Below are 15,645 nucleotides of genomic sequence, written 5' to 3' on the forward strand. Positions count from 1 at the left end.
ATTTATATACTCACTAAAAGGCATAACTGGCTTCTATGACAATATAACCACTAAAAGTGAAATAACAACTTTTGATCAAGTCTATGTATATATGCTTGGAGCGAGTTTCATTCTTTTTGAATGCTTAAGAATACTTGTCATCTCAATTATATCAAATAACTTTGTAACTAAGAGCCAATTCAAAAAATCAAGTAAGATTTTTTTAGCACTCTCCATAACTACTTTTTTATCATTATACCCTGCAACTATCTTAGCTGATGTATTTGCTAAGTCTAATAACTATACATTTAGCAAAGACGAGTCGACTTACAATGTTTTACTGGAAAAGAGAGCATACAAAATAAATAAGCAAGTAGAGTTTATTTTATAACTACCACAGTTATAGAGCTCAGCATGTGGAGCACTGTACTAATTATGAATTACTTCGTAATGTCGGACACATACCAAATTTCATTTTAAAAATTAAAGAGGGTCGCATGACTAAAATGGTTCTCCCTATAGCTTTATATTTATGCTTGACCATTGGTCTAGCAATAAGCCTAAGCATCTGGAATGAGTGGTTTTCTATCACTCAACAAATAGAACTCGATACTTATTTCATTATCTCCGGTACCATAACTGCAACAGTGATATGTGTGCCAAACATTCTGACTATAAGCAAGGGCTTGAGTATTGCAGCGAAAGTAAACTTGCTCACCATTGCATTTATTCTTGTTACTTGCAGCGCTAATTTTGTTATTACAAATGGCAGTACTATTTCTTCATCTTTAGGGACGTTACTTTCAGTTATTAGTTTGATGCTTTATAAAAGTCCGCTCTATCAAGCTTTCTTGGCACACTTCAACTCCCTCCATTTTAAGCAATCTTAAAGAAAAAAAGCCCGCTCAAATGAGCGGGCAATGAGGTTGTCATATAAGCCCTAATAAACGGGCTTACTGATTTTTATCTATTACGCTTCTAGGCTAGCTTTCACTTTTGCGTGCAGCTCTTGAACCGAAGTTACTGTGCTCTTCGCATCTGCCGTGTGCGCCATACAAGTTGCGAATGCCGCATTTAGCGTAGTCGTGTAGTTCACTTTCTCAGCCAGTGCACCACGACGAAGAACTTTAGAGTCTTCAATCGCTTGACGGCCTGCTGCAGTGTTCACGATGTAGGTGTACTCGTTATTCTTGATACGGTCAAGAATGTGAGGACGACCTTCGTGTACCTTGTTAACTAGACGAGGGTTGATGCCCGCTTCACCAAGGATAACTGCTGTACCGTGTGTTGCATCTAGCTGGTAACCAAGCTTAGATAGCTTAGATGCTAGGTCTACAACGCGCTCTTTGTCGCCTTCGCGAACAGAAAGAAGTGCACGGCCGCCTTCTGGGTAAATGTTGCCACAACCTAATTCCGCTTTAGAGTATGCTTCTGCGAACGTTGCACCAACACCCATAACTTCACCAGTAGAGCGCATTTCTGGGCCTAATAGTGGGTCAACACCTGGGAACTTGTTAAATGGCAGTACAACTTCTTTCACTGAGTAGTAAGGTGGGATGATTTCTTTCGTAAAGCCTTGAGACTCTAGCGATTGACCCGCCATTACACGTGCTGCAATCTTAGCAATTGGTGCGCCAGTTGCTTTAGATACGAACGGTACCGTACGTGCTGCACGAGGGTTAACCTCGATTAGGTACACTTGGTTGTTCTTAACAGCAAACTGCGTGTTCATTAGGCCACGAACACCCAACTCGAACGCCAGCTTTTCAACTTGCTCACGCATTACGTCTTGGATTTCTTGGCTTAGCGTGTATGCAGGAAGAGAACATGCTGAGTCACCTGAGTGAACACCCGCTTGTTCGATGTGCTCCATGATACCGCCGATAACTACGCGCTCACCGTCACAGATAGCATCGATATCCACTTCAACAGCATCATCTAAGAAGCTATCAAGAAGAACTGGAGATTCGTTCGATACGCTTACTGCTTCGTTGAAGTAGCGACGTAGGTCTTGCTCGTCGTATACAATTTCCATCGCACGACCACCAAGTACGTAAGAAGGACGTACAACTAATGGGAAGCCGATTTCGCGAGATTTCTCTACCGCTTGCTCCATTGTTGTTACTGTCGCGTTATCTGGCTGTAGAAGACCTAGACGGTCAACAGCAACTTGGAAACGCTCACGGTCTTCTGCACGGTCGATTGCGTCAGGGCTAGTACCGATGATTGGCACGCCAGCAGCTTCAAGTGCGCGAGCCAGTTTCAGTGGCGTTTGGCCACCGTACTGAACGATAACGCCTTTTGGCTTTTCAACGCGAGCGATTGCTAGTACATCTTCCAGAGTGACTGGTTCGAAGTACAGACGGTCAGATGTATCGTAGTCTGTTGAAACTGTCTCAGGGTTACAGTTAACCATGATAGTCTCAAAGCCATCTTCACGTAGAGCTAGTGATGCGTGTACACAACAGTAGTCAAATTCAATACCTTGGCCGATACGGTTTGGACCGCCACCAAGAATCATGATCTTGTCTTTGTCTGTTGGGTTTGCTTCACACTCGTCATCGTAAGATGAGTACATGTAAGCCGTGTCTGAAGAGAACTCAGCCGCACACGTATCAACGCGCTTGTAAACAGGGTGGATATCGTATTGGTCACGTAGACGACGGATTTCACTTTCCGCTACACCTAGAATCTTAGATAGGCGCGCATCAGCAAAACCTTTACGCTTCAGCTTGTTTAGCTCGTCTTTGTTCAGACCCGCGAAGCCTTTTGCTTTTAGCTCTTGCTCAAGTTTAACGATGTCTTCGATTTGAACTAGGAACCAACGGTCGATTTGCGTTAGGTTGAATACGCCATCTACTGACATACCCGCACGGAATGCATCTGCGATGTACCAAATACGCTCTGCGCCAGCTTCTTTTAGTTCGTGACGAATTGTTGTTAGTGCGTCTGGCGCATCTAGATCAACCATTTCGTCAAAGCCAGTCGCGCCAACTTCTAGGCCGCGAAGCGCTTTTTGTAGAGATTCTTGCTGGTTACGGCCGATAGCCATAACTTCACCAACAGACTTCATTTGCGTCGTTAGACGGTCGTTAGCACCCGCAAATTTCTCGAAGTTAAAACGAGGAATCTTAGTTACTACGTAGTCGATTGTTGGTTCGAATGATGCTGGCGTTGCGCCGCCAGTGATGTCATTCATTAGCTCGTCTAGCGTGAAGCCAACTGCCAGTTTCGCTGCAATCTTAGCGATTGGGAAACCTGTTGCTTTAGAAGCTAGAGCAGAAGAGCGAGATACACGTGGGTTCATCTCGATGATAACCATACGGCCATCTTTCGGGTTGATACCAAACTGTACGTTAGAACCACCAGTTTCAACACCAATCTCACGCAGTACTGCTAGAGAAGCGTTACGCATCAGTTGGTATTCTTTGTCTGTTAGTGTTTGCGCTGGTGCAACCGTGATTGAGTCACCCGTGTGGATGCCCATTGGGTCGAAGTTTTCAATCGCACATACGATGATACAGTTGTCCGCTTTGTCACGAACCACTTCCATCTCGTACTCTTTCCAACCGATAAGAGATTCATCGATTAGAAGCTCGTTGGTTGGAGAAAGGTCCAAACCACGACGACAGATTTCTTCAAATTCTTCTTTGTTGTAAGCGATACCACCGCCTGTACCACCCATCGTGAATGATGGACGGATGATACATGGGAAGCCAACCATATCTAGAACGCCGTAAGCTTCTTCCATGGTTTTAGCCGTATCCGCACGTGGACACTCAAGGCCGATAGACTTCATCGCTTTATCGAAACGAGAACGGTCTTCTGCTTTATCAATAGCGTCAGCCGTTGCACCAATCATCTCAACGCCGAATTCTTCAAGAACGCCATGCTTCTCTAGGTCTAGAGCACAGTTCAATGCTGTTTGACCGCCCATTGTAGGTAGAACTGCATCTGGCTTTTCTTTCGCGATGATGTTGCGAACCACTTCCCACTGGATTGGCTCGATATAAGTTGCATCCGCCATGTCTGGATCAGTCATGATGGTTGCAGGGTTAGAGTTCACAAGGATAACTCGGTAACCCTCTTCACGCAGTGCTTTACACGCTTGTGCGCCAGAGTAGTCAAACTCACATGCCTGACCGATAACAATCGGACCAGCACCAAGAATAAGAATACTTTGAATGTCAGTACGTTTTGGCATTATCTACTACTCCGAATTAAGCGCTGTGTTTTTTGATTAGTTCGATAAAGTGGTCAAATAGCGGTGCCGCGTCGTGTGGACCTGGGCTCGCTTCTGGGTGACCTTGGAAGCTAAATGCTGGCTTGTCTGTACGGTGAATACCTTGTAGAGAACCATCAAATAGCGATACGTGAGTAGCACGTAGATTTTCTGGCAACGTTGCTTCATCTGCTGCAAAACCGTGGTTTTGAGAAGTGATCATCACAACATTACGTTCCAAATCTTTTACTGGGTGGTTTGCGCCGTGGTGACCAAACTTCATTTTCACTGTTTGTGCACCCGATGCTAACGCAAGGATTTGGTGGCCTAGACAGATACCAAAGATTGGCAGACCTTTCTCTAGGAAAGTTTTTGTTGCTTCAATCGCGTAAGTACATGGTTCTGGGTCACCAGGGCCGTTTGATAGGAAGACACCATCTGGGTTTAGAGCCAGAACTTCTTCTGCTGACGTTTCAGCAGGAACAACCGTTAGGCGGCAGCCTCGGTCAACCAACATGCGCAAGATGTTGCGTTTTGCGCCGAAGTCGTAGGCAACAACGTGATATGGCAATTCGCTGTCGTCTTTCGCTTCAGGAAGTCCACCTTCAAGCGTCCACGAACCTTGTTTCCATTGATACGCTTCTTTTGTTGTAACCTCTTTCGCAAGATCCATACCTTTCAAGCCAGGGAATTCTTTTGCTTTTGCTAATGCCAAAGCTTCATCTAGGTTGTTACCTGCAACGATACAACCGTTTTGTGCACCTTTCTCACGTAGGATACGAGTTAGCTTACGAGTATCGATGTCTGCAATGCCGACGATATTTTGCGACTTGAGGTAATCAGAAAGGGATTGTTCATTACGGAAGTTAGAAGCGATAAGAGGAAGATCGCGAATCACAAGGCCTTGTGCGTGGATTGAAGAAGATTCTTCGTCTTCGGAATTGGTTCCGGTATTGCCAATGTGAGGATAAGTGAGAGTAACGATTTGTTGAGAATAGGAAGGATCAGTGAGAATTTCTTGGTACCCCGTCATCGAGGTATTAAAAACAACTTCACCAACGGAAATACCATCTGCTCCAATGGAAACACCGCGGAACACTGTCCCATCTTCTAGGACTAACAGTGCTAATTTACCCAAGACAACCTCCAGAATAAAAATGCATAAAAAATAAATTAAGCTGCAAATTTGCCTTCCTTTACCTTGAAAACTTACATAAACAGGTATTTTTGACAAATTGGCGGTATTTTAATGACGGACTTCAAAACTGTCAACACACATTGAAAAATAAATTATCACTTTCTAGCGAGTAAGGGCATTTAAACAGAAAAAGCCCTAAAATTGTAAGTTTTATCGTTATTCATTCCCGACAGTTGGCCTTTTTTGTAAATTTTACAAATTTGAACTTATTGCAGATCACAAAATTTTGTGAGTTTTTTGCGCAAACGTTCATCACACAAAAACAACCCATACTTTTGAGTAACTCAATCGATTTTCACAACAAGACACCCAAAAACACACCACAACTCAAGATGAAATCGCAGATGATACGACTCAATTTATTTACATACTTTCCTCTAAATACAAAAAAGCCGGCTTACGCCGGCGAATAATTATGTATTTAAAGCTCGTTCAAGCCGAGCACATCGGTCATGGTATAGAAGCCTGATGGCTTCGAATGCAGCCAAACGGCGGCTTTTACCGCGCCATTAGCAAAGGTCATACGATCTGTTGCCTTATGAGTAATCTCAACACGCTCGCCGATATCAGCAAACATAGCAGTATGCTCGCCGACAATGTCACCGGCACGGATAGTGGCAAAGCCAATTTCATCTTTAGTACGTTCACCGGTAATGCCTTCACGTGCGTACACAGCGACATCACTCAGTTTGTTACCCATCGCTCCAGCTATCGCTTCCCCCATGCCAATCGCGGTGCCAGATGGCGCATCCACTTTATGGCGGTGATGCGCTTCTACGATTTCAACATCACAGTAGTCACCCATAACTTTCGCTGCTTTCTCAAGAAGCTTGAAGACAAGATTCACGCCAACAGAGTAGTTTGGAGCCATGACAACTGGCACCTGCTTAGCAGCCTCGTCAATCAGTTCACGTTCTTCTTCGCTAAAGCCCGTTGTTCCAATAACAATGCACTTACCATGTTGCTTACATAGCTCTAGATTCGCCAGCGTGCTCACTGGAGCAGTAAAATCGATAACAACATCAAAGTTGTCGACTTCTTTTGCTAAATCATCCGTCAAAAAGACATCAAACTTACCTTCACCACACAGTTCACCCACATCAACGCCAACAAGTGAAGACTCTGGACGCTCTGAACCAGCCGTTACAGCGGCTTCTGAGTTGAAGTGTGAAGCTTTTACTAAGTTGCGACCCATACGGCCAGCCGCTCCTGCGATTGCAATACGAACCATTGCGCTTTCTCTCCTTCTCTGGATAACGAGGTTTGCACTCGTTCTCTTTCGTTTCGCGGTATCTTTTTAAACTAACAATATCCCGTGTTAACCACAAGACAGTTAGATGCAGGTTAGGAAAACTCTTTCACTACACGCTCTAGAATCGGCACATTAGCTTCTGGGAAAGCGTAGTTAGGTAACGCAATAATATCGACCCAACGCCCTTCTTGCCCTTCACGTCCATAAGGCTGATTGTTGAATTGAGAAACGGTAATGAAATCAAACTTTAAAGATTTATCTGGGTAGTCGTATTCCAAATGCTCAAATAAGGCTTGTTCTGTGACTGTGATACCAATCTCTTCTTCAAGTTCACGAATCATCGCTTGCTCGACTGTTTCATTTTGCTCAACTTTGCCACCAGGAAACTCCCAAAATCCACCTTTGTGTTTATCGTCCGGACGTTTAGTGATGAAGATTTGCGACCTGTCTTCATTGAAGATAATCGCCGCAACAATGTGAATTCTTTTCATTAGATTCATTCCTAGATCTATACCCAAGTGACTTCAAGATGCTAGTTTCAGAGCGTCGTCACTGATTCAAGTTCAAGGAAAACAACGAAGCGGAATAGCACGCTATTTCCAAGTTGTTTGACGATGAAGTTGCTTCAGTGACACGCTCCCGAAGGGCGAGTTGCCTTGGTTCGCATGCTTCGTTAACAATTTTCGATTTAGAACCACTAGATCTTCAAATTGTTGCCTCGCCTTCAAACCAAGTCATTCTCGCTGAACCAAGCATCTCGAGGTTACTTGGGTATATCAATACAAAAAGAGCCGCTTAAGCGACTCTTTCTTAATATCTTCTGACTGTATTAGTCAATTTTACCGTGGCACTGTTTGTATTTTTTACCGCTGCCACATGGACAAGGCTCATTACGGCCCACTTTACGTTCGTCACGAACCATTGGTTGGCTAGAGCCTTCCTCTGCTTCTTCACCTTCTGTCAGTGGGTTTTGAGCTGCCGCGTGTTGAGCTTGAGCACGGCGAGCCGCTTCCTCAGCTTGAGCACGACGTTGCTCTTCCATGCGTTCTACTTCTTCTTGCTGTTGAACACGCACGCGTGACAATACTGTAATTACGTCTGTTTTCAGCGCTTCTAGTAGACCTTCAAACAATTCAAACGACTCACGCTTGTATTCTTGTTTCGGGTTCTTCTGTGCGTAACCGCGAAGGTGAATACCTTGGCGTAAGTGATCCATCGCCGCTAGGTGTTCTTTCCATAGCGTATCTAGCGTTTGAAGCATGACCGACTTTTCGAAGTTGCGTAGCACTTGTGCACCAACCACTTCTTCTTTTTGCTTGTAAACTTCTACTGCTAGGTTAACGATCTTCTCACGTAATGCTTCTTCGTAAAGCTTGTCATCTTGCTCAAGCCACTGTTTGATAGGAGCATCTAGATCGAAGTCCGCTTTCAAACGCTCTTGCAGGCCTTCAACATCCCACATGTCTTCTAGAGATTGTGGCGGAATGTACTCGTCGATGATCGCTGTGATTACGTCTTCACGGTTTTGTTCGATCATATCGCTAATGTCGTCAACACTCATTAGCTCGTCACGCAATTCGTAAACCACTTTACGTTGATCGTTCGCAACGTCATCGTATTCAAGAAGCTGTTTACGGATATCGAAGTTACGACCTTCTACTTTACGCTGTGCTTTTTCGATTGAACGAGACAGCATCTTCGATTCGATCGCTTCGCCTTCTTCCATACCACTTTGGATAAGGCTCGCCATACGGTCTGAAGTAAAGATACGAAGTAGTGAGTCTTCCATTGATAGGTAGAAACGAGAAGAACCCGCATCACCTTGACGACCAGAACGACCACGTAGCTGGTTATCGATACGACGAGATTCGTGACGTTCCGTACCAATGATGTGCAGACCACCCGCATCTAATACTTGATCGTGAACCTGTTTCCACTCTGCTTTAATCGCATCAATTTGTTCTTTGGTTGGATCTTGCAGCGTTTCAACTTTTGCCTGCCAGCTACCACCCAATACGATATCGGTACCACGACCTGCCATGTTGGTTGCGATTGTTACCGCACCTGGCGTACCCGCTTCCGCAACAATCTCAGCTTCGCGTTCGTGGAATTTTGCGTTCAATACGTTGTGTTTGATCTTCGCTTTCTTGAGTGCATTAGAAAGAAGTTCTGATTTCTCGATAGAAACCGTACCTACTAGAGATGGTTGACCTTTTTCTACACGCTCTTTGATGTCTTCGATGATTGCAGCAAATTTTTCTGCTTCAGTACGGTAGACCACATCTGGCATATCATTACGGATCATTGGTTTGTTGGTTGGAATAACCACCGTTTCAAGACCGTAAATAGATTGGAATTCGAACGCTTCTGTATCTGCTGTACCTGTCATACCCGACAGTTTTTCGTATAAACGGAAGTAGTTCTGGAAAGTAATAGAAGCCAGCGTTTGGTTTTCGTTTTGAATCTTAACGCCTTCTTTCGCTTCAACCGCTTGGTGAAGACCTTCAGACCAACGACGACCTGGCATTGTACGGCCAGTGTGTTCATCAACGATAACCACTTCACCGTCATCGTTTACAATGTAGTCTACGTTCAGTTCAAACAATACGTGCGCACGAAGTGCCGCATTTACGTGGTGCAATAAACTAATGTTGGTTGGAGAGTAAAGCGTGTCACCCTCTTCCATCAAACCGTTCTTAACCATCAGCTCTTCAACGAACTCTTGGCCCGTTTCGGTTAAGTGAACTTGTTTAGACTTCTCATCCACAGTGTAGTGGCCGTCACCGCGGTACTCTTCAGAATCTTCTTTATCTTGTTTCTGAAGCTGTGGGATAAGCAAGTTGATGCGAGTGTATAGATCCGAGCTGTCTTCTGCTGGACCAGAAATGATCAAAGGAGTACGAGCTTCATCGATTAGGATTGAATCCACCTCATCGACAACAGCGAAGAAGCGTTCACGTTGAACACGGTCTTCATTGCGGAAAGCCATGTTGTCACGAAGGTAGTCAAAACCAAACTCATTGTTTGTGCCGTAAAGGATATCGGCTTCGTAAGCTTCTTTCTTAGCTTGAGGAGGCATGTTTGGCACGTTGATGCCAACAGTCATACCAAGGAACTCGAATAGTGGACGGTTTGTTTCCGCGTCACGTGTTGCTAGGTAATCGTTCACCGTTACAACATGGACACCTTTACCAGGAAGTGCGTTTAGGTAAGCAGGAAGAGTCGCCGTTAAAGTTTTACCTTCACCAGTACGCATTTCAGCAATTTGGCCACCGTTAAGGACCATACCACCAATAAGCTGCACGTCGAAGTGGCGCATACCGTAAACACGCTTAGATGCTTCACGAACCGTAGCAAATGCTTCTGGAAGTAGCTTATCAAGAGTTTCACCTTGCTCTAGGCGCTCACGGAACTCAACAGTCTTTGCTTTTAGCTCTTCATCAGACAGTGCTTCGAACGTTGGTTCGTAGTTATTGATCTCTTTTACAATTTTTCTAAGGCGGCGCAGTGTTCGGTCGTTGCGACTGCCAATAACTTTTGTCAGTAGCTTAGCTATCATTTTTCGTGAATCTCTCTTTTATCAGACCGTTCCCGATCTACTCGTAATGCCTTCAGTCTCTGCCAGTTTAGAACTAAGAATACTGAGATAAATCATTTATCAAAGATATTGAGTTCAAACGTCCATATTTCAAGGCTTAATTTTGAATCAATGTGGCTTAGTGTAAGGATTTTTCATCGATACAACCATAAATAGACGTATTTGTTTGAAGCACTCGTAAGTTTTTAACCAAACTGATGACGGATTCGCCAGTATTACACATACATATCGCTGCTCAATCGGCATTATCAAAACAATCCGTCTCGCCATGCTATATCAAAAATTTATGGGCGAGCTGAAGATAAAGGCCATAATGTAAACTATACCTAAGCAGAAAGCTGCTCTAGAATACCCATATCTCAACAAAATTAGATTTTACCTATGCGTGATCATCGCCCTACCTCAACAGACGATCTTATTGCCGAATCCCAGTTCAAAAAGATACAAGAACATGCGGGAGACATCCTGCAACTTAATCAGGCGCTGCAAGAGATCCTACCTAAGGGTACGGCAGATCATTGCCGAGTGGCTAACGTACGTAACGGTCATTTGCTCATTGATGTGGCCAGCGCTTCACTAAAGATGAAGATCGATTACGATCGTTTAATGATCCTAAATAAGCTTCGAACTCAAGGCTATGCAAAGCTGATGAGTGTGGAAGTTCGAATCAACCCATCACTATACCGGAATCGTTTCGAGCACGATGACAGACCAAAGCGTCCACCTCTTACTGAAGCTGCAGCAAATTCATTAATGATCATCGCAGATATGGCGCCACCAAAGATTCAAGAGCGTTTAAAACGTCTTGCGGAAATGGCAGAAAAGAAGAAAGACAAGTGATAAGTAGAGCGAAGAAAGAACAGTGACCTCACTGTTCAAAGCTCAGATAGTAAAAAACCAGGCGGCGGCCTGGTTTTTTTAATCTATTTTGCGTCAGCGTTGATTACGCAAGCACCATGTTTGGTTCTGCAAATGCAACTGGTGAACCGACTTCTTCTTCGAATGTTGTCCATTCCCATGCTTCTTGATCAGCAAGAACAGCACGCAGAAGTTGGTTATTCAGACCGTGACCTGATTTATAAGCGCGGAATTCACCAATAATTGCATGACCACACATGTAAAGGTCACCAATGGCATCCAACACTTTGTGAGTCACAAACTCGTTTTCAAAACGAAGACCTTCTTCATTAAGAATACGGTAGTCATCCAAAACAATTGCATTATCAAAGCTACCACCTAGAACAAGGTTCTGAGATTGCAGGTATTCGATGTCACGCATAAAACCAAACGTACGTGCACGAGAAATTTCGCGAACGAAACCTTGAGACGAGAAATCAAACATAAGGCGCTGCTCGTCTGATTCAATCGCAGGGTGGTTAAAGTCAATCTCGAAGTCCATGCGGAAGCCGTTAAATGGCACAAATTCTGCCCACTTATCGCCATCTTCAAAACGAACTGGTTTTTTAATACGAATAAAGCGCTTAGGTACATTTTGCATCTCGATACCTGCTTGTTGTAGCAAGTATACGAATGGGCTTGCACTGCCATCCATAATAGGGATTTCAGGTGCGTCAACTTCAACTACGATGTTGTCAATACCCATACCAGCGAGTGCCGCATTCAAGTGTTCAACAGTTGAAATACGAATACCTTCGTCGTTCACTAATGCCGTACAAAGCATAGTGTCACGTACAGATGCCGGATCAGCTGGAAAATCTACAGGTGGATTTACATCGGTACGACGGTAAATGATACCTGTGTTTGCAGCAGCTGGGCGCAGAGTAAGTGTGACTTTACGACCAGAGTGGAGACCCACACCAGTTGTTTTCACTATTTCTTTCAGAGTACGTTGTCTGATCATCTGCTTGCCTCTCTAAAATATGCTACAAAACACGGCCGTCTGTAACGTCGACCGTGAATGCTACCATAATTTTGAGCTATGTCAAATTTACGGGTTAAAGATTAATCAGCCTGACGACGCAAAAATGCCGGAATATCTAAGTAACCACTTTCTTTCTCTTGCTTCGGTGCCGCCGAACTTTGGCTTGCAGAAGAAGCTGGAGAAGAAACGGTATTTGTCGGCTGAGGAGTTACCTGTGGCTTCTCTTGCACTGGTGAAGTTTGCAAAGTTTGTGCCGGTTTCTCTTCAGCTTGCGGTGCCGCAGTTTGCTGCTGTGGTTGAGCTTGAGGAGCTGCCTGAGTCGGAGCCACTTTCGCTTTGCCACCCGCAACTAGCGTGATATCTGGTTTCTTCTCATTACCAATACCTGTTGCAACAACAGTTACGCGGATTTCGTCCGTCATATCAGGGTCTAGAGATGTACCGATAACCACTGTTGCATTGTCAGAAGCAAATGCTTTCACTGTGTTACCTACGGTCTCAAACTCGTCAAGACGCATGTCCAGACCAGCCGTAATGTTAACAAGAACACCACGAGCACCCGCTAGATCGATATCTTCTAGAAGTGGGCTAGAAATTGCCATCTCTGCCGCTTCTTCAGCACGGTCTTCGCCTTTCGCGATGCCGCTACCCATCATTGCGTGACCCATTTCCGACATCACAGTACGTACGTCTGCAAAGTCGACGTTGATCATGCCAGGACGAGTGATTAGCTCTGCGATACCTTGAACAGCGTTTTTAAGAACGTCGTTCGCACTCGCAAATGCTTCAAGTAGCGTAACACCACGACCAAGTACTTTAAGTAGCTTTTCGTTTGGAATCGTAATCAAAGAATCAACATGCTTAGAAAGCTCATCGATACCTTGCTCTGCAAATGCCAAACGCTTTTTGCCTTCAAAGCTGAACGGTTTTGTTACTACCGCAACAGTCAGAATGCCAAGCTCTTTAGCGACTTCTGCGATAACAGGAGCTGCACCAGTACCTGTACCACCACCCATACCTGCTGCGATAAACACCATATCGGCACCAGTTAGGGAATCTTTAAGTCTATCTCTGTCTTCGAGAGCTGCCTCACGGCCAACCTGTGGATTCGCACCTGCCCCCAGACCTTTAGTGATATCACCACCGATCTGAATAACATTGCCAACGCTTGTCTTACGAAGTGCTTGCGCATCAGTGTTGACGCTGATGAATTCCACACCTTCGATGGATTCACGCACCATGTGTTCAACAGCGTTACCACCGCCGCCACCAACTCCAACGACCTTGATTACTGCATCGTCAGACATTTCCATCATCGGTTCAAACATGTGTTGTCTCCGTTTATCCTGCAACTCAGGTTAAAACTCTTTTTGTATCCAATTACGCAATTTACCGAAGAAGCCAGTAACAGATGAGCGATTAGGTTCATTATAATCGCTATCGTCGCTAGACTGCATGTCTCTCGCGTAATGAAGTAATCCAACTGCCGTAGAATGGTACGGCTCTTTTACATAGTCAGTTAATCCGCTGACTTCGAGCGGTTTGCCGACCCTTACTTGGTTGCGGAATACGCGTTCCGCACATTCTACCACTCCTTCGATTTGCGCAGCACCGCCGGTGAGAACTACACCCGCAGCAAGATGGTGTTTAATGCCTTCTTCGCGCAATTTCGCTTGTACAGAGTCGATAGTTTGGTTAACTAATCCCATCAGCTCAGAGTAGCGTGGTTCAATGACTTCTGACAAAGTCTGACGTTGCAGACTACGTGAAGGTCGACCACCTACGCTTGGGACGTTAACCGTGTCATCCTTACTGACCAGTTCACTCAAGGCGCAGCCATATTTGACTTTGATTTCTTCAGCATCGCTCACTGGCGTACCAAAAGCAAAAGCAATATCGCTAGTTACCGCATTTCCTGCGTAAGAAAATACTTCTGTGTGACGCAACGCACCACCGGTCCAGATAGAAACATCCATCGTGCCGGCACCGATATCCACCACACAAACCCCAAGCTCTCTTTCGTCCTCGGTAATTACTGCATTACTCGCAGCAAGCCCAGAAAACACAAGTTGCTCTACTTTAAGACCACAACGTTCTACGGCCTTAATAATATTGCGTGCCATATCATTATGGCATGAGATCAAATGGACGCTTACTTCCATTCTCACTCCAGATAAACCAAGTGGGTTTTTGATGCCCTCTTGGTAGTCGATGGTGAACTCTTGTGGAATCACATGAAGGATTCGTTGTTCATCACCGATTTTAATCGATTTGGCTGTATGGATAGCACGATCCATATCTTCTTGAGACACTTCTTCATCAGAAATCGTGCCCATGCCTTTTTCAATTCGGCTTGCGATATGTTTACCAGACAACGAAATGAATACTCGGCTGATTTGGCATTCCGCCATTAGCTCAGCTTGATCAATTGCGCGTTGTACTGATTTTACAACCGACTCCAAATCATTCACGCCGCCTTTATCCATGCCACGTGAGGGGCTGCTACCAGCACCAATAATATTTATTTGGCCATCAGGTAGAATCTCGCCCACTAGAGCTGATACGGTTGCAGTGCCTATATCCAGACCAACAATAATGTTGTCATCAGCGGCCTTAGTCATCTGTACTCTCTTGTTCTAACTCATGTTCAGGAAACCAACCAACCGCGGCTCCCGTATCGTATCGAAGATCGATATAACTGATTCTTTGAGTGTCACTGCCAAGCTTGTTATAAAGCGAGAAAAAGCGCTCTATTCGCTCATCCAGAGACTCTTTACCAAGCTCTAGTCGAATACCGTTATCAAGGATGATTTGCCAAGCTCGTCGCTCATTTAAAACCAGAGACGATATAGCCAAACCCAATTGTTGGAACTTAGGTCGGAGTTCGCGGTAGGTTTGCAAGACTTCCGGCCCAGTTGCATTGGGTCCATATAACTTAACTTTCTCTTCCTTTAGCAGGCCGACATCGCCTTCAAATACCAAACCGTTGTTATCTAACAGCTCGATGCCATTCCAGATGGCGACAGGGCGATGTTCTGTCAAAAATACTTTTACCGTGTCTGGCCATTGCTTACGGATCGCGGCATGCGCGACCCAAGGTAAGGCTTCCACACTTTGCTGCAACACATCGATGTCTTGCGACATAAACGTGCCGATATGATCAATCTTGCTAAACGCTGCTTGAACATCGTCTGCGGTGACGTACTCTAGTTTTCCTTGAAGCACGATTTTGGAGAGAGGTAACCTTTGGTCATCCCACATCCAACTGATCGCTGAGTACAAAACAGAACTGATTAAGGTCACGACGACAACGAAAAATAGCACACCCAAGATTTTCTCTTGGCGACCACGGTTAGTCTCCGTGTTAAGTCGCTCTTCATTCAGTGCAATATTCAACAACGTCTTTGCTTCCTGACTTTTGTCTTGTACTTTTCACCGTGTGAGTACACATCGGCAAAAGTATTGACTTTAACCTTGGGATTATACTGAGCTCTTGTAAACTATCAAACACTGA

Annotated in this window: 11 protein-coding genes; 2 read left to right on the forward strand and 9 right to left on the reverse strand. The window is 44.8% G+C overall.

Annotation, left to right across the window (positions count from 1 at the left end; genetic code table 11):
- The first annotated feature begins 476 nt into the window (after window positions 1–476).
- On the forward strand, window positions 477–869 hold the full coding sequence (locus BCT11_RS16280; protein ID WP_198593958.1) for a hypothetical protein: 393 nt from the start codon (window positions 477–479) through the stop codon (window positions 867–869).
- Between the two features lie 80 nt (window positions 870–949).
- On the opposite strand, the gene carB is transcribed toward BCT11_RS16280, so the two are convergent.
- From carB to secA, 5 genes are all read right to left on the reverse strand, one after another.
- Complete coding sequence (gene carB, locus BCT11_RS16285; RefSeq protein ID WP_102388756.1) at window positions 950–4,183, reverse strand: carbamoyl-phosphate synthase large subunit; 3,234 nt, start codon at window positions 4,181–4,183, stop codon at window positions 950–952.
- Between the two features lie 16 nt (window positions 4,184–4,199).
- Window positions 4,200–5,339, reverse strand: a complete 1,140-nt coding sequence (gene carA, locus BCT11_RS16290) for a glutamine-hydrolyzing carbamoyl-phosphate synthase small subunit (RefSeq protein WP_038866284.1) — start codon at window positions 5,337–5,339, stop codon at window positions 4,200–4,202.
- Between the two features lie 481 nt (window positions 5,340–5,820).
- The gene (gene dapB, locus BCT11_RS16295) at window positions 5,821–6,630 is read right to left on the reverse strand and encodes a 4-hydroxy-tetrahydrodipicolinate reductase (protein ID WP_038866282.1); all 810 of its coding nucleotides are present in this window, start codon (window positions 6,628–6,630) and stop codon (window positions 5,821–5,823) included.
- A gap of 113 nt (window positions 6,631–6,743) precedes the next feature.
- Window positions 6,744–7,142, reverse strand: a complete 399-nt coding sequence (gene mutT / locus BCT11_RS16300) for an 8-oxo-dGTP diphosphatase MutT (RefSeq protein ID WP_102388757.1) — start codon at window positions 7,140–7,142, stop codon at window positions 6,744–6,746.
- Window positions 7,143–7,480: 338 nt separating this feature from the next.
- Entirely contained in the window at window positions 7,481–10,210 is a 2,730-nt protein-coding gene (secA, locus tag BCT11_RS16305) for a preprotein translocase subunit SecA (RefSeq protein WP_102388758.1), read from the reverse strand.
- Window positions 10,211–10,630: 420 nt separating this feature from the next.
- On the opposite strand from secA, the gene BCT11_RS16310 reads away from it, so the two are divergent.
- Entirely contained in the window at window positions 10,631–11,089 is a 459-nt protein-coding gene (locus BCT11_RS16310) for a DciA family protein (protein WP_038866275.1), read from the forward strand.
- A gap of 103 nt (window positions 11,090–11,192) precedes the next feature.
- On the opposite strand, the gene lpxC is transcribed toward BCT11_RS16310, so the two are convergent.
- The 4 genes from lpxC to BCT11_RS16330 form a co-directional block, all read right to left on the reverse strand.
- The gene (gene lpxC, locus BCT11_RS16315) at window positions 11,193–12,110 is read right to left on the reverse strand and encodes a UDP-3-O-acyl-N-acetylglucosamine deacetylase (RefSeq protein WP_038878223.1); all 918 of its coding nucleotides are present in this window, start codon (window positions 12,108–12,110) and stop codon (window positions 11,193–11,195) included.
- A gap of 101 nt (window positions 12,111–12,211) precedes the next feature.
- Window positions 12,212–13,459, reverse strand: coding sequence for a cell division protein FtsZ (gene ftsZ, locus BCT11_RS16320; RefSeq protein WP_038866270.1), 1,248 nt, complete (start codon window positions 13,457–13,459; stop codon window positions 12,212–12,214).
- A 30-nt stretch (window positions 13,460–13,489) separates the two neighbouring features.
- Window positions 13,490–14,752, reverse strand: coding sequence for a cell division protein FtsA (ftsA, locus tag BCT11_RS16325; RefSeq protein WP_102388759.1), 1,263 nt, complete (start codon window positions 14,750–14,752; stop codon window positions 13,490–13,492).
- Window positions 14,745–15,530 (reverse strand): cell division protein FtsQ/DivIB, encoded by a 786-nt coding sequence (locus BCT11_RS16330; RefSeq protein ID WP_038866267.1) that lies wholly within the window; start codon window positions 15,528–15,530, stop codon window positions 14,745–14,747. The genes ftsA and BCT11_RS16330 overlap by 8 nt, the downstream gene beginning before the upstream one ends.
- Window positions 15,531–15,645 lie beyond the last annotated feature (115 nt).

It is taken from the genome of Vibrio sp. 10N.222.52.B12 (assembly GCF_002875385.1).
Taxonomy (GTDB): Bacteria; Pseudomonadota; Gammaproteobacteria; order Enterobacterales; family Vibrionaceae; genus Vibrio; species Vibrio jasicida.